Annotated in this window: 22 protein-coding genes; 13 read left to right on the top strand and 9 right to left on the bottom strand. The window is 30.9% G+C overall.

From position 1 onward, the window contains the following. Positions 1-34 precede the first annotated feature (34 nt). From ACKGJI_RS06685 to ACKGJI_RS06665, 5 genes are all read right to left on the bottom strand, one after another. A complete protein-coding gene (locus tag ACKGJI_RS06685) occupies positions 35-1,192 on the bottom strand; it encodes a hypothetical protein (RefSeq protein WP_458699511.1) in 1,158 nt (385 codons plus the stop codon). 84 nt (positions 1,193-1,276) lie between these two features. After that, a complete protein-coding gene (gene purQ / locus ACKGJI_RS06680) occupies positions 1,277-1,954 on the bottom strand; it encodes a phosphoribosylformylglycinamidine synthase subunit PurQ (RefSeq protein ID WP_458699510.1) in 678 nt (225 codons plus the stop codon). Then, a complete protein-coding gene (gene purS, locus ACKGJI_RS06675) occupies positions 1,954-2,193 on the bottom strand; it encodes a phosphoribosylformylglycinamidine synthase subunit PurS (protein ID WP_458699509.1) in 240 nt (79 codons plus the stop codon). Before purS ends, purQ begins: the two co-directional genes overlap by 1 nt. 2 nt (positions 2,194-2,195) lie before the next feature. Continuing rightward, positions 2,196-2,912 carry a phosphoribosylaminoimidazolesuccinocarboxamide synthase gene (gene purC, locus ACKGJI_RS06670; RefSeq protein ID WP_458699508.1) on the bottom strand — a complete coding sequence of 239 codons (717 nt, stop codon included), beginning with the start codon at positions 2,910-2,912 and terminating at the stop codon, positions 2,196-2,198. Positions 2,913-2,921: 9 nt separating this feature from the next. Continuing rightward, complete coding sequence (locus tag ACKGJI_RS06665) at positions 2,922-4,166, bottom strand: S41 family peptidase (RefSeq protein ID WP_458701711.1); 1,245 nt, start codon at positions 4,164-4,166, stop codon at positions 2,922-2,924. A 257-nt stretch (positions 4,167-4,423) separates the two neighbouring features. Here ACKGJI_RS06665 and ACKGJI_RS06660 point away from each other — a divergent pair, with 257 nt between their 5' ends. Then, on the top strand, positions 4,424-6,997 hold the full coding sequence (locus ACKGJI_RS06660) for an ATP-dependent Clp protease ATP-binding subunit (protein ID WP_458699507.1): 2,574 nt from the start codon (positions 4,424-4,426) through the stop codon (positions 6,995-6,997). Position 6,998: 1 nt separating this feature from the next. Continuing rightward, positions 6,999-7,799 carry a glycosyltransferase family 2 protein gene (locus tag ACKGJI_RS06655; RefSeq protein ID WP_458699506.1) on the top strand — a complete coding sequence of 267 codons (801 nt, stop codon included), beginning with the start codon at positions 6,999-7,001 and terminating at the stop codon, positions 7,797-7,799. Here ACKGJI_RS06655 and ACKGJI_RS06650 read toward each other — a convergent pair. The 3 genes from ACKGJI_RS06650 to rraA all read right to left on the bottom strand — a co-directional run bounded on the left by ACKGJI_RS06650 (position 7,767) and on the right by rraA (position 9,081). After that, on the bottom strand, positions 7,767-8,120 hold the full coding sequence (locus ACKGJI_RS06650; RefSeq protein ID WP_458699505.1) for a nitrous oxide-stimulated promoter family protein: 354 nt from the start codon (positions 8,118-8,120) through the stop codon (positions 7,767-7,769). The two genes, ACKGJI_RS06655 and ACKGJI_RS06650, sit on opposite strands and share 33 nt — an antisense overlap. Then, positions 8,117-8,518: a hypothetical protein gene (locus ACKGJI_RS06645; RefSeq protein ID WP_458699504.1), complete on the bottom strand. Its 402-nt coding sequence runs from the start codon at positions 8,516-8,518 to the stop codon at positions 8,117-8,119. The genes ACKGJI_RS06650 and ACKGJI_RS06645 overlap by 4 nt, the downstream gene beginning before the upstream one ends. Before the next feature lie 83 nt (positions 8,519-8,601). Continuing rightward, positions 8,602-9,081: a ribonuclease E activity regulator RraA gene (rraA, locus tag ACKGJI_RS06640; protein WP_458699503.1), complete on the bottom strand. Its 480-nt coding sequence runs from the start codon at positions 9,079-9,081 to the stop codon at positions 8,602-8,604. Positions 9,082-9,163: 82 nt separating this feature from the next. Between rraA and glmS the strand changes: the two genes are divergently transcribed. The 10 genes from glmS to mnmE all read left to right on the top strand — a co-directional run bounded on the left by glmS (position 9,164) and on the right by mnmE (position 18,622). Continuing rightward, positions 9,164-9,577, top strand: coding sequence for a methylaspartate mutase subunit S (gene glmS, locus ACKGJI_RS06635; protein ID WP_458699502.1), 414 nt, complete (start codon positions 9,164-9,166; stop codon positions 9,575-9,577). After that, entirely contained in the window at positions 9,574-10,941 is a 1,368-nt protein-coding gene (locus tag ACKGJI_RS06630) for a methylaspartate mutase (protein WP_458699501.1), read from the top strand. Before glmS ends, ACKGJI_RS06630 begins: the two co-directional genes overlap by 4 nt. Continuing rightward, positions 10,934-12,136 carry a glutamate mutase L gene (locus ACKGJI_RS06625; protein ID WP_458699500.1) on the top strand — a complete coding sequence of 401 codons (1,203 nt, stop codon included), beginning with the start codon at positions 10,934-10,936 and terminating at the stop codon, positions 12,134-12,136. The genes ACKGJI_RS06630 and ACKGJI_RS06625 overlap by 8 nt, the downstream gene beginning before the upstream one ends. Before the next feature lie 255 nt (positions 12,137-12,391). After that, positions 12,392-13,960, top strand: coding sequence for an AMP-binding protein (locus ACKGJI_RS06620; RefSeq protein WP_458699499.1), 1,569 nt, complete (start codon positions 12,392-12,394; stop codon positions 13,958-13,960). Between the two features lie 77 nt (positions 13,961-14,037). Next, positions 14,038-14,172: a 50S ribosomal protein L34 gene (gene rpmH, locus ACKGJI_RS06615; protein WP_458699498.1), complete on the top strand. Its 135-nt coding sequence runs from the start codon at positions 14,038-14,040 to the stop codon at positions 14,170-14,172. Further along, positions 14,160-14,498: a ribonuclease P protein component gene (gene rnpA / locus ACKGJI_RS06610; protein WP_458701710.1), complete on the top strand. Its 339-nt coding sequence runs from the start codon at positions 14,160-14,162 to the stop codon at positions 14,496-14,498. The genes rpmH and rnpA overlap by 13 nt, the downstream gene beginning before the upstream one ends. Continuing rightward, positions 14,495-14,824 carry a membrane protein insertion efficiency factor YidD gene (yidD, locus tag ACKGJI_RS06605; RefSeq protein ID WP_458701709.1) on the top strand — a complete coding sequence of 110 codons (330 nt, stop codon included), beginning with the start codon at positions 14,495-14,497 and terminating at the stop codon, positions 14,822-14,824. The genes rnpA and yidD overlap by 4 nt, the downstream gene beginning before the upstream one ends. A 17-nt stretch (positions 14,825-14,841) precedes the next feature. Then, positions 14,842-16,449 carry a membrane protein insertase YidC gene (yidC, locus tag ACKGJI_RS06600; RefSeq protein WP_458699497.1) on the top strand — a complete coding sequence of 536 codons (1,608 nt, stop codon included), beginning with the start codon at positions 14,842-14,844 and terminating at the stop codon, positions 16,447-16,449. After that, on the top strand, positions 16,446-17,288 hold the full coding sequence (locus ACKGJI_RS06595) for a Jag N-terminal domain-containing protein (protein ID WP_458699496.1): 843 nt from the start codon (positions 16,446-16,448) through the stop codon (positions 17,286-17,288). The genes yidC and ACKGJI_RS06595 overlap by 4 nt, the downstream gene beginning before the upstream one ends. Continuing rightward, entirely contained in the window at positions 17,288-18,622 is a 1,335-nt protein-coding gene (gene mnmE / locus ACKGJI_RS06590; protein ID WP_458699495.1) for a tRNA uridine-5-carboxymethylaminomethyl(34) synthesis GTPase MnmE, read from the top strand. The genes ACKGJI_RS06595 and mnmE overlap by 1 nt, the downstream gene beginning before the upstream one ends. 37 nt (positions 18,623-18,659) lie before the next feature. Here mnmE and ACKGJI_RS06585 read toward each other — a convergent pair whose 3' ends face one another. Beyond that, positions 18,660-20,207: an inorganic phosphate transporter gene (locus ACKGJI_RS06585; RefSeq protein ID WP_458699494.1), complete on the bottom strand. Its 1,548-nt coding sequence runs from the start codon at positions 20,205-20,207 to the stop codon at positions 18,660-18,662. A 127-nt stretch (positions 20,208-20,334) separates the two neighbouring features. Here ACKGJI_RS06585 and purL point away from each other — a divergent pair, with 127 nt between their 5' ends. Then, complete coding sequence (gene purL, locus ACKGJI_RS06580) at positions 20,335-22,536, top strand: phosphoribosylformylglycinamidine synthase subunit PurL (RefSeq protein ID WP_458699493.1); 2,202 nt, start codon at positions 20,335-20,337, stop codon at positions 22,534-22,536. Positions 22,537-22,538: the final 2 nt, after the last annotated feature.

The following is a 22,538-nucleotide window of genomic DNA, read 5'->3' as shown; positions in this document are numbered from 1 at the left end:
CCTTACTAAAGAAAAGCTTCAATGAAAATTCCTATCACTTATCTTCCTTATTTATCCATCCAATTTTTCCATTTGGAAGTAAAACTTTTATATAAGTATCTCTAGTATCTAGTTTTTGTACATAAAGTGTTCTATTTGTTATGTAAAATATAGTTGATTTTTTAGTTGGCAAAATTTTAAGTTTCGTTCCTTTTTCTATTTTGATAGAATTAAATGGATTTTTATCATATATAAACAAAGTTGCTAGTAGCATTAACAAAATAAAATATACAATTTTTTTCCTTTTGATTAAAAGTATAAGTAAGCTGAGAGCTATAAGGGCATAAAGAGTATCTTTGTACACTTTTAATGAACTATCTTCAGGATTTAAATCAATTTGTGTACTGACACTATCATCTAGCACTGCTATTGGGATTGAATTTTTTATAAATTTGTTTTGCGATTTATCAAAATAGGTAAAATCAAATTTTTTAGTGTAATTTGGTATGATTGCATAGTAGTAAATTTTTTCAAATGGCAGGTTTGTTTCACTAGAATCAATTCCATCTCTTATTACCCAATCTAAATGAAAATCTTTTAAGTTTGAATTTTTTGCTTCAAGTTCTAATACTATGATGTTGTTTTTATCATCAAATTGTGTTGTTTTGTGTTTTTTTATCTTTAGAGAGTTAGCAATCACTCCACTAAAATATTTATTGCCATTTAATTCAACTATGTTAATATCACTAGGTTTTAAAAGTGCACTGTCTACCTCTTTGTCATTCTCAAATATACCAAGTCTAATAGTAGGTAGTTTTGCCTCTTTTTTGCTTATCTTAACATAGTATGTATTATAAAAGATATTATCACTAAACCATTTCCAATTACTATTTTGATTTAGGATTTGAACTCCATCTTCTACATCAAAAGAGGTTTGTAGCTCTTCAAAGTTTTGGGTAGCTATGACGGCTTTTACTTTTATAGAAAATACTTCATTTACATATACTCTTGAAGGTATATTTTCATATTTTAAAAAAACGGATTTTGCTTTTACCTCTTTTTGAGTTATATCTGATGAGCTATTTGACTCATTTGTCAAATTAGTTTCTAGTGTAGTGTTATTTGTATCATATACTGAAAAAAAAACTTCTTCAGCATTTAATGATAAAAATATAGTACAAAAAAGTACTAATTTGACTAAAATGAGTTTCACTTGTAAATCTCCTTTTCATTAAAGCGAAGCTTCAATGAAAATTCCTCATTATTTGAAATTTTAATAAAAATCATGAGTACTTCATCAGTCTTCCATAAGACCTTGTAGCATTTTTACTCCATCTGATGAGCCAAGTATTGATTCAATCGCTCGCTCAGGATGAGGCATAAGACCAAATACATTTTTTTCTTTATTGCAAATACAAGCAATGCTGTCTACTGAGCCATTTGGATTTTTATCGATTCCGTTTTCATCACAATACTTCATCAATACTTGATTGTTTTTATAAAGTTCTTCAAGACCTTTTTCATCAATAAAATAGTTTCCTTCGCCATGAGCGATAGGTATATTTACTACATGATTAACTTCTAGTTTTTTTAAAAAGTTATTTTCATTGTTTACAACTCTTAGATAGTGAAATTTTGAGATAAAATGAACATTGGCATTTCTTTTCATAGCGCCAGGAAGAAGATTTGTTTCAAGAAGCATTTGAAAACCATTACAAATCCCAAGAACTTTTCCTCCTTCATTTGCAAATCTAATAACATCTTTCATAATAGGAGAAAATTTTGCAATGGCTGCACTTCTTAAATAGTCTCCATAGCTAAATCCACCAGGTAAAACAACAAGATTTACATCATCTGGAAGTTTTTCTTCTTTGTGAAAAACAAGCTCAACACTAGCTCCTAGTTTTTCAAAAGCATATTTTGTATCTATTTCACAGTTGGTTCCTGGAAATACTGCAACAACTACTTTAAACATTATAATATCTCTATAGTATAATTTTCAATTACCGTATTAGCTAGTAACTCTTCACACATACTAGCGACTCTTTCTCTAGCTTTTTCTTTATCAGTTTCTTCTAAATTAAGTATGATTTGCTTACCTATACGAACATCCTTTACTTCGTTAAAATGAAGTGAACTTAGTGCGTGATGTACAGCTTTTCCTTGAGGATCAAGTACGCCTTCTTTTAATTGCACATTTACTACTACTTTCATATCTATCCTTTACTTAGTATTCTTCTTAAAACTTCTTCATAAGCAACTTTTACGCTACCTAAATCTTGTCTAAAAACATCTTTGTCTAATTTTTCGTTTGTATTCATATCCCAAAATCTACAGCTATCAGGACTTATTTCATCTGCTAAAAGAATATTTCCATCTTTATCAACTCCAAATTCAACTTTAAAGTCAACTAAGTTTAAATTTCTCTCAGCAAAGAATTTTTTTAGTATAGAGTTAATCTCACGACCAAGTCTTTTTAACTCTTCTAAATCACTCTCACTTTTTACCAAATCCATCATAATACAGTGTTCATCATTTAGTATTGGATCATTTAGCGCATCTTCTTTGTAGTAAAACTCAACTAAAGTGAAAGGAAGAACTGTACCATCTTTGATTCCAAGTCTTTTTGTAAGTGAACCAGTAGCTATATTTCTTACAACTACTTCGATAGGAATAATATCTACTTTTTTAACAAGCTGATGAGTGTCATCTAAAGTTTCTACTAGGTGAGTTTTTATACCATGGTCTTCTAGTAACTTGAATAGCTGAGTAGTAATCTTACAATTAAGAGCTCCTTTTCCAGCTTCACTACCTTTTTTAGCCGCATTACCTGCAGTTAAATCATCTTTAAATTCAGCAATTAGAAGATTTTCATCTTTACATTTAAAAAGCCTTTTAGCTTTTCCTTCGTACAATAGATCCAATTTTTCCACTTTTCTCTCCTAGTTTTTTATACTTAGTACTTTGATAACATCAATAGCACTTTTTAATTGTAAATCATTTAAAACATCATCTTGAGTGATGATACTTTTTTTAGTATCTTCTTTCTCTTTTTTTGTTTCTTTCTCTTTTTTACTATCTTTTTTATCTACTTTTTTAAGTTCTTCTTTTAAGTGTTTTTTTAATTCTTTTTCTTTGATGATAAATTCATTTGTTTTATGAGGAACTTTTCCAGGATAAACTGTGATGTCTGGAGTTACTCCAACAGCTTGTATTGTTCTTCCACTTGGTAAATAATACCTTGCAATAGTCAATCTTATAGCTTCTGTTTCATTTACAGGTAGTATGACTTGAACACTTCCTTTTCCAAAAGTTTTCTCTCCAACTATAACTGCTCTTTTATGGTCTTGTAAAGCGCCACTTACGATCTCACTCGCACTTGCACTTCCTCCATTTACCAATACAGCAAGTGGAACATTGCTGATAGTGCCTTGTTTAGTTGCTTTGTATTCGCTATCTTGTTGTTTATTTCTTCCTTTTTGAGAAACTATAACACCATCTTCAACAAACAAATCAACTAATCCAACAGCTTGATTTAAAAGTCCTCCAGGATTATTTCTTAAATCTATTATGATTCCTTTTACATCTCTATTTTTGCTGATTGCTTCTTTTGTCTTTTTAACTACATTTTTGTCAAAATTAACAACTCTTACATATAAAATATTTTCTTTTTCAATAGTTTTTGAATAAACCGAATCAATTTTTATAATATCTCTAGTAATAGGAATTTCAAGAGGTTTACTCTCTCCCTCTCTTACAACTGTTAAAGTAAGAGAAGTTCCAGGTTTCCCTCTCATGATACCTACTGCTTCATCAATAGTCATATTTAGAGTAGATCTGTCATTAATTTTTAAAATTATATCTCCAGCTTTTACGCCAGCTTTATCAGCAGGGGTTCCCTCCATCGGAGCGATTATTGTAAGTGCTCCATTTCTCATACCAATCGTAATTCCAAGGCCTCCAAATTCTCCATCTGTTTGAATTTTTAAGTCTTTAAAGCTTGAAGTATCAAGAAATGATGAGTGAGCATCTAAATTTGCTAAAAGTCCTTTGATTGATTTATCTATGATGTCAGTTATATTTAAATCATCTACATAGTATTTTTCAACTGTACCTAGCACTTTTGTGTATTTTGCAAGTGCTCCTAATCTACTTTGTTCGCCACTTGAGCCAAAGGCATTTGACATAAGAAGTGATGATCCTATGAGAGTGGTAGCAAAACCTATAGCAATGAGTTTGAGGTGTTTCATTTATGCTCCTTTAATAAAGAAGTAGATTATATAAAAAAATTACTAAAAAATCTATAAAGCGATTTTTTCTGCATAAAAAAGAAAGCCTTAAAACAGTACTGTTAAAAAAATTACTAAAGAAACTTGACAAAGATAGACTAAAGTTGTATAATAACATCAAATAAACTTTGGTATAAACCAAAAAGGAGACTAAGATGAAAAACCAAAATAATATTTTTGAAAAATTAACTCACCAAATGACACAATCAATTGAAAGTGCATTGAGCCTGGCACTTCATAGTAAAAACCAAGAAGTAGTACCTTTACATGTATTGTGGGCTTTAATTACAAATAGCGAATCGATACTCAATCAAGTATTTAATAAGATGAATATTGATAAAGCTGCAATTGAACTAGAAGTTAAAAGTGCAGTAGATAAACTACCAAAAGTTTCTAGTGTTACAAAAGAAAACATTAAAATTTCAAAATCATTAGTTGATTCACTTCATAATGCAGAAGGATTAATGAGTAAGCAAGGAGATAGCTATATTGCTGTTGATACTTGGCTTTTGGCAAATATCAATCTATTTAAAGAGATAATAGCTAAGTATGTTGATGTATTGGAATTTAAAAAGAATTTTGAAGCACTAAGAGGTGGTAAAAAGATAGATTCGCAAACTGCTGAAGAGACTCTTGAAGCTCTTGGTAAATATGGAATCGATTTAACAAGGATGGCAAATGAAGGAAAGTTAGATCCTGTAATTGGAAGAGATGAGCAAATCCACAGAATGATGCAGATACTCATTAGAAAGACTAAAAATAATCCTATATTAATAGGTGAGCCAGGTACTGGTAAAACCGCAATCGTAGAGGGCTTAGCTCAAATGATTGCTAGTAAGGATGTGCCTATTAGTTTGCAAAACAAAAGATTAATTGCTTTGGATATGGCAGCACTCATTGCAGGAGCTAAGTATAGAGGAGAGTTTGAAGATAGGTTAAAAGCAGTAATTGAAGAAGTTAAAAAAGATGGAAATATCATTCTTTTTGTAGATGAAATTCATACTATTGTTGGTGCAGGTGCAAGTGAAGGTAGTATGGATGCTGCTAATATACTAAAACCAGCGCTCGCAAGAGGTGAGCTTCACACAATTGGAGCAACAACGCTAAAAGAGTATAGAAAGCATTTTGAAAAAGATACAGCTTTACAAAGAAGATTTCAGCCTGTAAAAGTTGATGAACCTAGTATCAATGAAGCTTTACAGATACTAAGAGGTATCAAAGAATCACTTGAAGCTCATCATAGTGTAAATATCCAAGATAGTGCATTAGTAGCTGCTGCAAAACTTAGTGATAGATATATCACTGATAGATTTTTGCCTGATAAAGCGATTGATTTGATAGATGAGGCAGCAAGTGAGCTTAAGATGCAAATAGAGAGTGAGCCAACTGAGCTTAGTAAAGTAAAAAGACTTATTAGTACGCTAATGGTCGAAAAAGAAGCTCTTTTGATGGAAAAAAATAAGAAGAATGAACAAAGATTAAAAGAGATAGAAAAAGAGTTAAGTAACGCAAAAGAGAAAAAACAAGCACTTGAGACACAGTTTGAAAATGAAAAGCAAGTGTTCGAAAAAATTGCAAACTTTAAAACAGAGCTAGAAAATTTAAAAAGAGAAGCTGAGCTTGCTAAGAAAAACAGTGACTTTAATAAAGCAGCAGAAATTGAATACGGTAGAATCCCAGAACTTCTAAAAAAAGAAGAAGAGCTTAAAAAACAGTGGGATGCTATGGTTGAAGCTGGAACACTGCTTAAAAACAGTGTTGATGAAGAGATGATTGCAAGTATTGTTAGTAAATGGACTGGAATTCCTGTAAATAAAATGCTTCAAAGCGATAAGCAAAAAGTACTTGATATCGAAGATAAGCTAAGAGAAGAGGTTGTAGGACAAGATAAAGCTCTTAGCGCGATTGGAAGAGCTATAAAAAGAAATAAAGCAGGACTTAGTGCTACAACTAGACCAATAGGTAGCTTCATGTTCCTAGGGCCAACAGGTGTTGGTAAAACTCAAAGTGCTAAAGCACTAGCTAAGTTTTTGTTTGATACTGAAAAATCTTTGATTAGATTTGATATGAGTGAGTACATGGAGAAACACTCAGTTAGTAGATTAATAGGTGCAGCTCCAGGATATGTTGGATATGATGAAGGTGGACAATTAACTGAGGCTGTTAGAAGAAAGCCATATAGTGTTATACTTTTTGACGAGGTAGAAAAGGCTCATCCTGATGTGTTTAATATCTTGTTGCAAGTCTTGGATGATGGAAGATTGACTGATAACAAAGGTGTTGTGGTTGATTTTAAAAACACTATCATAATCTTAACTTCAAACATTGCAAGTGATAAGATTATGGCTGATCCATCAAATTGTGAAAATGCTGTTATGGATGAGTTAAAGAGAAACTTTAAGCCAGAGTTTTTAAACAGGCTTGATGATATAGTTATCTTTAATCCATTAGGATTAGAGCAAATTGAAGCAATTGTTGATATTATCTTTAAAGAGCTTCAAGATAAGCTAAAAGAAAGAGATATTACAATAGAGCTTTCAAGTGAAGCGAAAAAATTGATTGCAAGTGCAGGATTTGATCCAGTTTATGGTGCAAGACCTTTAAAAAGAGCAGTTTATAGTCTCATCGAAGATAGATTAGCAGATATGATACTTAGTGATGAGGTAAGTGATGGTGATGACTTAGAAGTTGTTGCAAACGGTGAAGAAGTTATTATAAAAAAGAAATAACTTGAAAATTTCAGTAGTAATACCTACATATAATCGTGCAGACTTTATAGCTGAGGCTATAGAGTCTGTACAAAATCAAACTTATAAAATAGATGAAATTATCGTTGTAGATGATGGCTCAAGTGATTTTACATGTAAAGTGGTTTCAAACTATGATGTAAAGTACTTAAAAACTCCAAATAAAGGAGTTTCAAGTGCTAGAAATATAGGTATAAAATCTTCAAAAAATAATTGGATAGCTTTTTTAGATAGCGATGATTTGTGGTTAAAAGATAAGATAGAAAAACAGGTAAATCTACATGTAAATAATCCTTCCATACTATTTTCCCACACTTTAGAGAAATGGAAAAGAGGCGATAAATTTGTAAAATACCCCAAAAAACTTGCAAAACCAAAAGGAAATTGTTTTTTAAAAAATATCTCTACATGTAAGATTGCATGTAGCTCTGTTTTGGTTCATAAATCAGTCTTTGAAAAAGTCGGTTATTTTGATGAAAATCTTAGAGTCTGTGAAGATTATGATTTTTATTTGAGGGTTTCTTTTGCATTTGATATAGGATTAGTTGAAAAAGAGGCTATCATAAAAAGAGCAGGTCACCCTCAACTCTCAAGTGAAATATTTGCTATTGATTCATACCATGTTGATTCATTAGTTAAATTCTTAAATTCAAAATACTCAAAAGAAGTCAAAGAAGAGATTATAAAAAAATGTAAAATCCTCATAAATGGTGCAAAAAAACATAACAATCAAGAGATTTATGCTAAGTACTCAACTCTTCTTAAAGAGTCTTCTGATTTTTAAAAGTCCTAGTTTCATTCCACTAAATCTCATGATTTTTGCTAGTTTTTTCCATTCACTCTTTTCGTAACAAGGATTTGGGCATTTCCTGCATCTTGGTTTTTCTTCATGTGGACACTCTTGTAATCTTTCATAAGAGTATAAAAAAGTTTTTTTACATGTAGAGCATAGATTAAAATTGACTTCTTCTTTTAAATCTACATTTTTATAGTTTAAATGTAGGGTTTCATTACTTTTTTTCTCATCTTGATGTTTTTCATCACAATATAGCTGTATGAACTTTAAAACAGTTTTTGTATCTTTTATAAATTTTTCATTTGTCATCTTTTATTGCCTCTTTGTTTCCACTTGTACTCTTTATCATTGCTCACAAAATTAAAATACAAATTTCCAGAATTTCTCCATGGGTCAAGAACTATGCCATCTTTAAATTTACATCCTTTACATGTAACAACTAAAGTGTTATGTTCTTGCCAATAATCATTGATATTTGCTCCACCTATATAATAATCAAAACTTTTTAAATTTAAGCTTTTAGCCATATCAAGCATATCATAAGTAAATTGCCAACAAAGTCCTCTTTTTTTAATTCCAATATTTACTAAAAAATTATGATATAAAGGAGGTTTTACTAAATCATACTTCTCTTTTAAACTTAGCGAAAATGAAATTGCCTTTTTAGAAAGAGTATAAGCTTCCTCTTTTTTTACATTTTTGCTCATACCCAAAAGCATATTTTCAAGTTTTTTTTGCTCAAAGTTTATATTTGGCTGTTTTGTGCAACCTACAAATAAAAATAAAGAGATTAATCCAATAATGATTGTTTTGATACTATAACTCCATCACTATCAACATATACATAATCACCCTCTTTAAATATAACTCCAGCAAATTCTAAATCTATACCAAGTTTGCCATCATTGTCATGATAAGCTTTTTTAGGACAAGTTCCAAGTGCTAAAAGTCCTACATCAAATTTTTTAGTAGTTTCTATATCCCTTATATAACCATTTACAATAATTCCACTCCAGCCATTTTCATATGCAAAGCCCGTGAGTTTATCACCAACTACTGCTAGATATTTCGCATCAACATCTACAATACAAACTCTACCATTTCCATCGCTTTTTAAAAGTTTTATAAGTTCAGCGTTGTTGTCTTTTAATTTACATGTAGCAATTTGTCCATAAAATTTATTTAGCCCACCGTAAGATTTAAAAACAGGTTCACAAACTTGTACATTATGTTTGTATTTGTCGCATAAATCAGCTGTAAAAAAATTCATACTTGCTCCTTTTTGGCGATTATATCTAAACTTAAAAGTAAATTAGATAAAATTTAGCCTAATTTTAATTAATGGGCAAAGTATGTACAAAGTTGTAACAGGTGTAGTTGGAAATGATATACATGTAGTTGCTAATAGACTTATAGATATATCTCTTCAAGCAAGAGGTTTTAGAGTATTTAATTTAGGAGTAAATACTTATCTAAAAGAGTTTATTGATGCGGTTGTTGAGAGTGATGCTGATGTACTTCTCATATCTTCACTAAATGGTGAAGCTGAAGGTTGGTGTAGGGATTTACAATTTTTAAGAGCAGAGTATGATCTAAAAGATGTAGTCTTTGTTATTGGTGGAAATCTTTCTGTTGGAGAAGCAAATGTTGATGAAATAATCCCAAAATATAAATCTTATGGTTTTGATTTGATTTTTCATCAAGTTGATTTAAATACAGGACTTGATAGGCTTGAAGAGTTTTTAAAGCAAAGGCAAAGCAAATGACACTACATGAAAAAGAAAGAGCAATAATAGTTCAAAATGAGTATGTGGATAGCTTTGATTTTGATGAGATAAAAGAGTTCATTAAAAATGCAAATAAAGAGCTATTTATATCTTATAAATTTAAAAATTCAAACATGACTCTAGCTCAACCAAGAGGTGGATTTCCAACATACGCTAAGCAATTTGCACTTTATGAAGAGTTTGATAGAGTAGATACTGATGTTTTGCCTTTAACGATAGATTCTCACACTAGATTAAATGATTATGCAAGTGCTAAAAAAATGCTTGATTTGAGTGAGGCAAATGAAGTAGATATGTTAAATGGATATCCTTTGGTAAATCATGGATACAGAACTACTAGAAAGATGATTACACACTTTAATAGACCAGTAAGTCTAAGGCATGGAACTCCTGATGCTAGGCTTTTGATAGAAAATGCACTCGCGAGTGGCATTTTTGAAATTGAAGGTGGGCCTATCACTTATCTTCTTCCTTACTCAAAAAATTTTCCTTTGGATAAAGCATTTTTATATTGGAAATATGTTGAGAGAGTTTGTGCTGATTATTCAAAACTTAACGAACCAATCAACCGAGAATCATTTGGCCCTTTAACAGCTACATTAGTGCCACCTTGTGTTGCGATTGTCATACAACTCTTGGAGATGCTTTTATCACTTGAAGAGGGTGTAAAATCATTTTCAGTTAGTTTTGCTCAAAGTGGCTCAGTCATACAAGATGTAGTAACAGCAAATGTTTTAAGAAAAACTGCTAAGTTTTATGCCAAAAAAATAGGCGTAGAAGATGCAACTATTAACCTAGTTTATCACCAGTGGATGGGAGCATTTCCAAGAGATAAAGAGTTTTCTGATTCACTTATAAATTCAAGCTCATTTATAGCAAGACTTGTTAGAGCTGATAAAATCATTGTAAAAACAAGAGATGAAGCTTTTGGAATCCCAACCATGCAGTGCAATGCTCAATCAGTCGCAAATACAAAATATACTTTTAAAGTTTTAAACGGGCTTCCAGAAATGAGTGACGAAGAAGAGGAAGAAAATCTACAAGAAGAGGTTGATTCTATCATGGAAGCAGTTTTTAATGATGGAGCTGATACTTTGTGGAGAAAAGTTTTTAATGCTATTAAAAATGGGATAATTGATGTGCCATTTTCTCCTCATATAATAAATCACAACAAAGTAATAACTATAAGAGATGAACAAAGCAATATAAGAATCATTGATAGAGGAAATATGCCAATAAGTGATAAATGTTTGGCTTATGAAAAATCAAAAGTTAAGCTAAGTGAAGATAAAACTGAAGTAATCAATAAAATAATAGAAGATATAGGAGTGATGCATGAGTAAGTTACTAATTGATGTTGGAAGTACTTACTTTAAAGTAAGCTCCAAAGAGGGAATTTATCAAAAATTTAGAAATTTTGAAAGAAGTATTCTTGATGATTTGCTAAATAAGTTTGGTGAAACCATAGAGAAGTACAATAAAGATGATGTTTATATCTGCTCTTCAGCAAATGGAGGATTAAGTACTCTTATCATTGGTTTAACTGAATCATTTAGTATCAAATATGCAAAAAATATAGCATTTAATTCTGGAATTAATATAATCGATACCATACTGTTTCATCAGATAGAAAATTCAACACTAACTGGCGAACTACTTGATGTTGTAATTATAGTTGGTGGAATCGATAGTGTTGGAGGCTTGTTTGATGAGAGACTGTTTTCTTATCTTGAGAAATTAAATTATAATAATATTGTTTATGTTGGAAGTAAAAACGATGCTAAGTTTTTAAGCGAAAATATCGAAAATTTAGTAGTTTTAGAAAATATAATTGATGAAGATTTGAAGATGAAAGAGGAGCATTTAAAAGAGTATTTAACAAATCTTTATCAAAAAGATATCGTGGGTAAAGAAGACATCAAAGAGTTATATGAAATAACTTCAAATCAAATTTATCCAACTCCTTATGTTGTAAATCAGTCTTTACCATTAATTGATGCAAATTTTGAAGTAATAAACCCATTTATAGTTGTAGATATTGGTGGAGCAACTACTGATATACATTATTCAAAAGATTTAGTCAGAGACAATATGCTAAGTCAAAGTGAGTATGATAGACTTGTATTTAAAAAATTAGGTGTTTATAAATCTAGGGAAAGTTTAGTTTATACAGCTAAAAACAATGAATTTGTTTACGAGCTTTTGAATTATCTAAATGTAACAGAAAATATATTAGAAGAACAAAGCAGTGAAGCTACGAAAATATTGATGCAATTATCGATATTTTTAGTGTTGTGTAAAGTTTCAACTCATACACCTCTTTATGTTACTCTTAATATGCATTTATTAAAAAGTATAGTTTTTACTGGTGGTATTACAAAGGTTTTAAGTTATGAGGATGTAGAAAAAATTGTTGAGTTTTTTTATAGAAAAGTTTTAAATAGTACAACTTCTACAACTATAGTTTTAGATAAAGAGTATTATATATGGACGCTAGGAATGAAAGAAATACCCATCCTAAACCAAACTAACGCTTAACAGCGTTTCTATTTTGTTCACTATTGCGGCAGATGTTCTTTAGCATAGCCAAAGCTATGTTAAAGGTTATCTAACAAAGATAGTGGTCAAAATAGAGACGCCCTACGGGGAGTACAAAGAGGCATAATCTTCGAATATAAAAATATTTGAATTGCAATAAAGCAGTCCTGCATATTTTTATATTCAAATCTTACGCCTCTTTGTACTCCTGTTATGCGTTAGTTTGATTTAGGATGGGTATAAAAAGGATAGAGCATGTCAATTAATTGTATGAGAAGTTTGATTGAAAAGGCAGTTGTTAAAGCACCACAAAAGATTGCTTTGATTGAGGGAAATAAAAAGTTAAATTATCAAGAGCTTTTTGCAAAAATTAATCAAGTAGCTCACTATCTTAGTGAATTAGAACTTCCAAAAGGAAGTCGCATAGGAATTTATTCTTATAAAAATATAGAGCAAGTCATAGCAATACTTGCAATTTTATCAACTGATTATATTTTTGTTCCTATTTCTAGGCTTTTAAAACCAGAACAAGTTCAACACATCATAAATGATTGTGGGATAAATTGCCTTATAACAGATAAAAATAAACTAAAAAATATAAAAGAAATTGAGTATAACGGTACTATCATTACTTATGAAGCGGTTGAGAAAGACATAGTTTCTTTTGAAGAAATTTTTAAATGCTGTACAACAAAATACAGTTGTGATATAAACGGCCATTCAAATGCTTGTATTACATACTCTTTTGGCTCATCAGGTTTTCCAAAGGGTATTGTAATAACTCATAGAAATTTAATTGATAGCGCAAGAGTAGTTTCATCTTATCTTGATTTACAAAATGATGATGTTATAAGTGGGGTTTTACCTTTTATACTTGATTATGGAATTAATCAAATATGCTGTTCAATCTACAAAAGAGCAACCTTGGCAATTCATAGTATGCTTTTAGGAGGTGATTTTTTTAATCATGTTTTAAATGATAAAGTAACGATAATCCCTCTTATGCCAATACATATAACTGAGATGTTTGATGAAAAAGTTATACCAAATCCAAAGCTCTTAAGTGGAGTTAGGAAAATCACTAGTAGCGGTGGAAAACTTACAGATAAAATGATAAAAGACATAGAAACACATTTTACTAATGCAGAATTTTATTCAATGCATGGTTTAACAGAAGCATTTCGCTCAACCTATCTTGAACCAAATCAGTTAAAAATTAGACCTGAATCAATCGGAAAAGCAATACCTGATGTTGAAATATATGTTATCAATGAAGAGGGATATGAGTGTAAACCAAGAGAAATTGGTGAATTAATTCATCGAGGAGGATACATATATAAAGGGTATTGGAATGCAAAAGAACAAACTGATAAATTTTATAAGTCTATAAAAGTTTTAGATAAAGTTATAAATCTTGAAGGTGATTTAACTGATGAAATTGTAGTTTGCAGTGGGGATTATGTATATAAAGATGAAGAAGGGTATTTGTATTTTGTTTCTAGAAAAGATGATATGATAAAGTCTTGTGGATTTAGAATAAGCCCTTATGAAGTTGAAAGAGTTGTTTATGATAATCTTCCTTTTATAAAAGAGTGTGCAGTCTTTGGAATAGCAAATGAAAAAATTGAAGAAGAGATAGTTTTAGCTTATAGTGCGTCAAAAGAGATACCAAAAAATGAATTATTGTTTGAACTTAAAAAACATTTACCAAATCATATGATTCCTTCTAGGATATTATATAAATTAAAGCTTCCAAAGACTAGCCCAAACAGTGATAAGATTGATAAAGATGCTCTAAAAAAAGAGGTTCTGGAAATCGTTTAAGTTTTAATTTATGGATTATTTAAGTAAAAAAAAGGTAAAATCCGTACCTAAAAAACAAATTTAATGAAGGATTTTTGGTGAAAAGAACATATCAACCACACAATACTCCAAGAAAACGTACACACGGTTTTAGAGTGAGAATGAAGACTAAGAATGGTCGTAAAGTAATTGCTGCACGTCGTGCTAAAGGTAGAAAAAGATTGGCAGTATAGGTAGCTTTGAAAAACTCAAACAAAGTTCTGAGTTTTCAAGCATATACAAAAAGGGAAAGAAATGGCATAGTGATGGTGTCGTTGTCTTTTTCAAAAAAGGTTTAGAAAAAAAAGTTGGTTTTACAGCTAGTAAAAAAGTTGGAAATGCTGTCAAAAGGGCAAGAGCTAAGCGTAGAATGAGAGCTCTTTTTTTAGAGATCAATAGTGATTTAGTTGATGGCATTTATGTATTTGTAGCAAAAGATCGTATGAGCCAAATGTCTTATGTGGAGCTTAAGAAAGGTTTTCTTTGGTCACTAAAGAGAATGGGTTGTTTAAATTCATGAGGCATTTGGCACTTTTTGTCTTAAAACTGTATCAAAAGTTTTTTACTCTGTTTAGTTACGGTAGTTGTAGATACTATCCAACTTGTTCAGAGTACGCAAAGTGGCAAATTTTACATAATGGACTTTTAAAAGCTCTGTTTTATAGTACTTTGAGGATTTTAAGGTGTAACCAATTGTTCCGTGGAGGAATTGATTATCCGGTTATAACTAAAAGTTTTCAACTTTCTTCTTTTGTTTCAAATACTCCCCAACATGTTGTAAAAATTAAATTTTGGTTTGTACCAAAAAATAAAAAAAGTTTTTTCGTAGTAAAAGCTTTTAATTAATCTCAAAAGGGAACGCCGTGATAGATAAACTGAGCAATCAGAGTAGGATAATTATAGCAACGGTTTTATCATTTTTATTCTTCGCAACATATGATCACTACTTTATTCCAAAGAAAAATATAGTAGATGTAAATCAGACAAAACAAACTCAAGTTAAACAAGAAACTTCAAATAAAGCACCATCTGTAAAAGAGCAAGATAGTGTTAGTAGTATGCCAAAAAATACTCAAAGTATGAAAAACCAAGAAGAGGTTATTCTTACAGTAAAAGCTAAAAGATATGAACTTCATATAGATAGACTTGGAAGAATTAGCAAGTTTTATTTAAATGAAGAAAAATATAAAGATGAAAATGGTGAAAGAATTCAACTAATAGATAGTGAATTAAAACCATATCCATTGGAATTAAGATTTGCTAATGAAAATATAAATACTGAAGCATTTGCTACATCTTATGTTGCTAACAATAGTAATGTACAAGTAGATAATGATGGAGTAAAAGTTCAATTAACGCAGTCACTAAGTAACCTTAAAGTTATAAAAGAGTTGACTTTTTATAAAGATGGTAATTATGATCTTAGTATAAAGCTTAGTAAACCTCAAAAATATTTTTTAACACCAGGTTTTAGACCAAATGTTGCAGTTGATAGTTATACTTTCCATGGAGCATTTGTAAAAGAAGCAGATGATACTCATACTCCAATTGAAGCAGGTGATGCTACTGGTTCTGAAAGATTCATTGATGCAAAAATTGCAGCAGGTTCAGATAAATACTATACAACAGCACTTTATAACTTTGATAAAGGCTTTGATATTATAGTTAGTATTGTAAATAAAGAAGAGCCTCTTTTATTTGTAAAAGGTGATGGAGATTTAAGTATACATGGATATATTGGGCCAAAAGAGCATAGAGTTCTTAAAAGAATTGATCCAAGATTAACTGATATCATAGAGTATGGGTTTTTTACATTTATTTCTAAACCACTATTTTTGTTACTATCTTGGTTACACTCTATTTTTGGCAACTGGGGTTGGTCAATTGTTTGTATGACACTTCTTATTAGGTTGGTTTTATTTCCTTTGACATACAAAGGAATGGTATCTATGAATAAGCTAAAAGAGCTTAGTCCAAAGATAAAAGAACTTCAGGCTAAATACAAAGGTGATTCTCAAAAATTAAATGCTCACATGATGGAGCTATATAAAAAGCACGGTGCAAACCCAATGGGTGGATGTTTGCCAATACTTATGCAAATACCAGTTTTCTTTGCAATTTATAGAGTTTTACAAAATGCAATCGAGTTAAAATCTGCACCTTGGATTTTATGGATACACGATTTATCTGTAATGGATCCATATTTTGTACTTCCAATTGCAATGGGTGTTACTATGTTTGTTCAGCAAAAAATTACACCTACAAACATACAAGATCCTATGCAAGAAAAAATTATGAAATATCTTCCATTGATATTTACATTTTTCTTCGTAACTTTCCCAGCTGGACTTACTTTGTATTGGTTTACTAACAATCTATTTTCTATTTCTCAGCAGTATTATGTTAACTCTTTGTTTGCAAAGAAAAAAGAAGCTGAGCCAGTAGTAAGTGACAAAAAGGCTAAAAAATGATTAGAATAGAAGCAAAAACACTTGAAGAAGCTTATTCAAAGGCTGCTTTAGAGCTTAATTGTTCTGTAACTCAAATTACATTTAATGTTATTCAAAATCCAAGTTCAGGGTTTTTAGGCTTATTTAGTAAAAATGCTATTATTGAAGCTAGTATTGCAGGCAAAAAATCAGATAAAAAATCAGAAGATAAAAGTAGAAGAAGTAGACAAAGAAGAAAAAAACAAAAGAAAAATGAAGATTCGACAAATAAGGAAGTAAAAAAAGCTTCAAAACCAGAAAATAAAGCTGTAAAAGAAGAAAAGCAAATTTCCGAAGAAAAACCTAAAAAAACTACAAAGAAAAGTGAATATAACACTCCAAAAGTTGATGTAAATATAGCAGTAGAAGAGATAAAAAAAGATATCAACTCTTTATTTTCTCAAAGCTGTTTTGAACTAGATGAGATAAAAGTTGAAGCATATAGTGAAGATACGGTTTTAATCGAGTTTAGCGGAGTAGATGCTGCTTTATTGATAGGTAAAGAGGGATATAGATACAAATCACTATCTTATTTACTTTATAACTGGATTAATATAAAATATGGACTTAATATTCGTTTAGAAATTGCTGAGTTTTTGAAAAATCAAGAAGAGATGATTTCTAAGTATCTAGTAGGAGTAATAGAAAGAATCAATAACACTGGTCGTGCTCAAACTAAGATATTAGATGGTGTTTTAGTTAAGATTGCACTTGAAGCTCTTAGAAAAGAATTTCCAAATAAATATGTAGGCATAAAATCTGGTCGTGAGGGCGGTAGATTTATTGTTGTGAATGACTTTAATAGGAAAAATAAAGAGTAGTGGATACAATAGCCGCTATAGCTACAAGCCATGGAGTTGGCTCAATTGCAGTAATTCGTGTAAGTGGTGCTAACTCCCTAAAAATTGCTAAAAAACTTTCAAAAAGAGATACTTTTACTCCAAGATATGCTACTTTAACGCCAATTTATGATAAGTTAAATGATATGATTGATGAGTCAATTGTCATTTATTTTAAAGCTCCCCACTCTTTTACAGCAGAAGATATAGTTGAGTTTCAATGTCATGGTGGTTTAGTTGTTGCTAATATGATAATGGATGAAGTATTATCAAACGGTGCAAGATTGGCTGAACCTGGCGAATTTTCAAAACGAGCTTTTTTAAATGGCAAAATTGATTTGAGTGAAGCTGAAGCAATTGCAAAGCTAATTGAGACTAAAAGCATTGATGCTGCAAAAATCTTAACTCGTCAAATGAAGGGCGAAATAAAAGATTTCGTAGATAGTGTAAGAGAAAATTTAATTAACATCTTAGCCTTTGTTGAAGTAAATATTGATTATGCAGAAGAGGATTTACCTCAAGATTTGATGGATCAAATTCAAAAAAAATTAGAGGATTTAAGGCTTGAACTTAGAAATTGCTATGATAGTTCTAAAAGAAGAGAAGGGCTTATAGAAGGTTTTAGAGTTTCAATCGTTGGAAAGCCAAATGTCGGTAAAAGCTCGCTTTTAAATTCTTTTTTAAATTATGACAGAGCAATCATAAGTGATATTGCTGGAACTACAAGAGATACTATTGAAGAAGAGATATACATAGGAACTCATATCATCAAGATAGTAGATACTGCTGGTATTAGAGAAGCTAGTGATACTATTGAGAAAATAGGAATAGAGCGCTCTTTGAAGGCTGTTGAAAACTCTGACATTGTAATTGCGATGTTTGATAACTCAAGAGAGTTTGATAATGAAGATGAACAAATTGTAAAAATGTTAAATGAATATCCTAAAAAAGATATCATTTATGTTTTAAATAAGTCAGATTTACCTTCAAAATTTGATACTTCAAAAATAGATTCAAATTATACTAGTTTAAATTGTAAAGAAGGAATATCAGAGCTTGCTTCAAAAATAAAAGAAATTCTAGATAATAGTTCAAACGAAGACAGCCTTCTTTTAACATCTAAAAGACAATTAGAAGCCGTAAAAAAAGCATATGAGAGTATAGAAGAGAGTGTTGGACTTCTTAGTGAAGGAGAGCTTGAACTTTTTGCTTTCAATCTTAATGAAGCAATAGCTAGTATATCTTCAATTTCTAAAAACTTTGATAGAACAGAAATACTTGATAAAATGTTTGGAAGTTTTTGTCTAGGAAAGTAAGACTACATGTAGCCCTTATGAGCTACATGTAAAGTTTTTATAATCCCATTATTGATTTTAAAATAAAGAAGAAAATAGCTGAAGAAACTCCTGCTGCAGGAAGAGTTATAACCCAAGCCATACCAATTGGTTTCATCAAACTCCAATTAGCATCTTTATTTAAAATTCCAATACCTAAAACTGCACCAATTAGAATATGAGTTGAAGATACTGGTATACCAAGTTTAGTTGCTAGAAGTATAACAGCACTAGCACCTAATTCAGCTGAAAATCCAGTTACTGGTAATATCTCAGCCAACCTTGTACCCACAGTTTGAATTACTTCTTTTCCTAAAAACCATAGACCTACTATTAAAGAAACTCCAAATGTAGCCATAGCTATCATAGGTACTGGAGCTTTAGCATTAATTGCGCCAGTTTTAAGAACATCTAAAATCGCAGCAAATGGACCAATAGCATTTGCTATATCATTTGCACCATGACTAAATGCAAAAGCGGAAGCTGTAAAAATTTGAAGATAAGAGAAAATCTTCATGGTTGATTTTTCTACATCATTTTTATTCATTACACTAACTATGATAAAACTTACTATGTAAGCTACAGTTGCTATTAAAAAGATTATCCAAATAGTCTCAATTACACTTACATTGATTTTTAAATGTTTTAGTCCTTTAAAAAGAAGCATTCCAGATATAATTGATGCTGCAAAGGCACCGACAAATGGCACATTTTTCTTAACATAAGAAAAAGTATCAATTTTTTTCTCTTTTTTCTTTAACTCTTTTATTTTCTTTCTATAATCACTTGCGTTTTCTAAATCTTCTTCATCTTCTTCATCAAGAAAAGCTATTTTGTGTAATTCTTCTAATTGCTCTTCTTTTGATTTAGATTTTAAAGACAATTTATATGCCTCTTTTAGTGATTTTCTACGCTTTTTGATTTGTTTTTGTTTTGCAATAGCAATTTTACTCGGAGTTAAAATACTCTTTTTTATGAAGTAATATATGATATAAGATAAAATTCCTCCAAGCACTGGAGATAAAATCCAACTTGCAACAATTTGTCCAATTTTAGCCCAATTTACCATGCTAATTACATTATTACCAGAAGTGACTACAAAGCCCAAAGCTAAGCTTCCTCCAACAATACCTCCTACTATTGAGTGAGTTGTTGAAACTGGTAATCCCCTTTTTGATGCAAAAAGTAACCATAATCCAGCACTTAAAAGTGAAGCCATCATAACTAGTACAAAAAGCATTGGATCAAAATCAACAGCTGGGATTTTAACTATGCCTTTTCTTATTGTTTTTGTAACTTCGCCACCTGCAAATATCGCACCGCTTAATTCAAATATAGCAGCAATTACAAGAGCCTGCTTGATTGTTACTGTTTTTGCCCCAACACTTGTCCCAAAAGAGTTAGCAACATCATTTCCCCCTATATTAAATGCCATAAAAATTCCAAATACAGTTGCAATGGAAAACAGTAAAAAATATTGAGATGGAATGTAGTTAAATCCCCATATGAAAAATCCTACCGTAGAAATCGAAAATATTAAGAAAGCTATAATATTGTCTTTAGTCATACTTATCCTTGTTGTATAAATTAAGTATAATTATCGCATAAAAAAGCTTATAGAGTTTTTCATTTCAATAGTTATTTAGCACTTTTTTTGTAAAATAAAGTAATTTTATTTATAGGATTAATTAGTCATGGAAAAATTAGAGGAAGTATTAAAAAAGTATAAGTTAACTAATGATGAGTATCAAAATATTCTAAAAATTATGGGTCGTGAGCCAAATGATTTAGAGCTTGGTATTTTTTCATCCATGTGGAGTGAACATTGTTCTTATAAATCAAGTAAAAAATATTTGAATGGTTTCCCTACAAAGGCTCCATGGGTAATTCAAGGGCCTGGAGAAAATGCTGGAGTAATTGATATTGGTGAAGGTATGGCTGCAGTATTTAAAATGGAGAGTCATAATCATCCAAGTTATATAGAACCATATCAAGGAGCAGCTACTGGGGTTGGAGGAATTTTAAGAGATGTATTTACTATGGGTGCTAGACCTGTTGCAAATATGAACTCTTTGAGATTTGGAAATGTCGTAAATGATGATAAAACTTCAAAATATCAAAGATACTTAGTAAGAGGAGTAGTTGCTGGTATCGGAGATTATGGTAATTGTATGGGAGTTCCTACTATTGGTGGAGAAACTAGCTTTGATGAGTGTTATAATGGAAATATTCTTGTAAATGCTTTTACGCTAGGACTTGCAAAAAGTGATGAAATTTTTTATGGAAAAGCCGAAGGTATAGGAAATCCTGTAGTATATGTTGGAAGTAAAACAGGTCGTGATGGTTTAGGAGGTGCTGTCATGGCTAGTGATAGTTTTACAGAAGAAAACAAGTCATTAAGACCAACAGTACAAGTTGGAGATCCATTTGCTGAAAAACTTTTACTAGAGGCTTGTTTGGAGCTCTTTAAACATGATTATATTGTAGGTATCCAAGATATGGGAGCTGCTGGGCTTACTTCAAGTTCATTTGAGATGGCAGGTAGAAGCGGAAGTGGAATGATTATGCATTTAGATAAAGTTCCAGCTAGAGAAGAGGGCATGCAACCTCATGAATTTATGCTTAGTGAATCTCAAGAAAGAATGTTGATTTGTGCAAAAAAAGGCCATGAAGATAAAGTGGTTGAGATATTTAGAAAATGGGATTTAGATGCTGAAGTTATAGGTGAAGTTACAGATAGTGGAAATATGGAACTTTATTGGTATGGCAAAAGAGTTGCAGATATACCAGTTTTACCTGTTGGTGAGGAAGCTCCGATTTATGATAGACCTGTTAAAAAGCCTGATTATCTTGAAAAAATAAACAAAACTAACATAGATGATTTTGAAAGAGTAGATAATCAAGAAGCATTTAAAAAGCTATTTAGTTCAGTTGAAGTTGTAGATAAATCATGGATTTTTGAGCAGTATGATTCAACCGTACAAACAAATACAATAAAAGCACCAGGTAGTTTAGATGCTAGTGTTATAAGAGTTAAAGAAAACAATAAAGCAATTGCTATGAGTAGTGATTGTAATCCTAGATATAACTATATTGATCCAAAAGGTGGAGCAGCAGCAGCGGTTATGGAGAGTGGAAGAAATGTTGCTATGAGTGGAGCTAGACCAAAGGCAATTACTGATTGTTTGAACTATGGAAACCCTGAAAACCCTGAAATAATGTGGCAATTTGCTGAGGGGTGTTATGGTATAAAAGAGGCTTGTGCTAAGTTAAATACACCAGTTGTTAGTGGAAATGTTTCATTATATAATGAAACAAACGGCGAAGGTATTTATCCTACTCCTGCTATTGCTATGGTTGGAGTTAACGAAGATGCAAACAAAACTCTTCCTAGCTCATTCCAAGAAGTTGGAGCTAGTGTTTATCTAGTTGGTGAGACTAGAAGTGAATTTGGTGGAAGTTTGTATATGAAAGAGCTTTACAATAAAGTTGAAGGTGTGCTTCCAGCAATTGACTATGATAAAGAGCTAGCTTTATGGGAACTTGTTATTGAATCAAATAAAGCAGGTATACTAAATGCTGCAAAAGATGTAAATGTTGGTGGAATTGCCATAGCATTGGCAAAAATGGCTTGTAAAAGCTCTAAAGGAATTGAAGCAAAAGTTAGTTTAGATGATCCAATAGATATATTTAGTGAAAGTTTTTCAAGAGCGATTGTAGAAGTTAATAATGATGTAGTTTTTGAAAAAATGGCAAAAGATTTAGGATTGAAAATAGAAAAAATTGGAACAGTTCAAAAAGATGGCTTTAGTTGTAACGAAATAAGTGCTGATTTAACCGCGATGAAAAATATATATTTCAATAGATTTAAAGAAGTCATAGAACAAGATATTTAAGT

This window comes from Sulfurospirillum sp. 1307 (genome assembly GCF_054408545.1).
The sequence above is the reverse complement of the archived record's forward strand: the minus strand, read 5'-3'. Positions and strand labels throughout refer to the sequence as shown.

What these genes read in the sequence shown, in the direction of transcription:
- purQ (WP_458699510.1), bottom strand. Translation starts at nt 1,954, where the DNA reads ATGTTTAAAGTAGTTGTTGCAGTATTTCCAGGAACCAACTGTGAAATA.
- purS (WP_458699509.1), bottom strand. Translation starts at nt 2,193, where the DNA reads ATGAAAGTAGTAGTAAATGTGCAATTAAAAGAAGGCGTACTTGATCCT.
- ACKGJI_RS06665 (WP_458701711.1), bottom strand. Translation starts at nt 4,166, where the DNA reads ATGTCAAATGCCTTTGGCTCAAGTGGCGAACAAAGTAGATTAGGAGCA.
- ACKGJI_RS06660 (WP_458699507.1), top strand. Translation starts at nt 4,424, where the DNA reads ATGAAAAACCAAAATAATATTTTTGAAAAATTAACTCACCAAATGACA.
- ACKGJI_RS06650 (WP_458699505.1), bottom strand. Translation starts at nt 8,120, where the DNA reads ATGACAAATGAAAAATTTATAAAAGATACAAAAACTGTTTTAAAGTTC.
- ACKGJI_RS06645 (WP_458699504.1), bottom strand. Translation starts at nt 8,518, where the DNA reads ATGAGCAAAAATGTAAAAAAAGAGGAAGCTTATACTCTTTCTAAAAAG.
- rraA (WP_458699503.1), bottom strand. Translation starts at nt 9,081, where the DNA reads ATGAATTTTTTTACAGCTGATTTATGCGACAAATACAAACATAATGTA.
- glmS (WP_458699502.1), top strand. Translation starts at nt 9,164, where the DNA reads ATGTACAAAGTTGTAACAGGTGTAGTTGGAAATGATATACATGTAGTT.
- ACKGJI_RS06630 (WP_458699501.1), top strand. Translation starts at nt 9,574, where the DNA reads ATGACACTACATGAAAAAGAAAGAGCAATAATAGTTCAAAATGAGTAT.
- ACKGJI_RS06625 (WP_458699500.1), top strand. Translation starts at nt 10,934, where the DNA reads ATGAGTAAGTTACTAATTGATGTTGGAAGTACTTACTTTAAAGTAAGC.
- ACKGJI_RS06620 (WP_458699499.1), top strand. Translation starts at nt 12,392, where the DNA reads ATGTCAATTAATTGTATGAGAAGTTTGATTGAAAAGGCAGTTGTTAAA.
- yidD (WP_458701709.1), top strand. Translation starts at nt 14,495, where the DNA reads ATGAGGCATTTGGCACTTTTTGTCTTAAAACTGTATCAAAAGTTTTTT.
- ACKGJI_RS06595 (WP_458699496.1), top strand. Translation starts at nt 16,446, where the DNA reads ATGATTAGAATAGAAGCAAAAACACTTGAAGAAGCTTATTCAAAGGCT.
- ACKGJI_RS06585 (WP_458699494.1), bottom strand. Translation starts at nt 20,207, where the DNA reads ATGACTAAAGACAATATTATAGCTTTCTTAATATTTTCGATTTCTACG.
- purL (WP_458699493.1), top strand. Translation starts at nt 20,335, where the DNA reads ATGGAAAAATTAGAGGAAGTATTAAAAAAGTATAAGTTAACTAATGAT.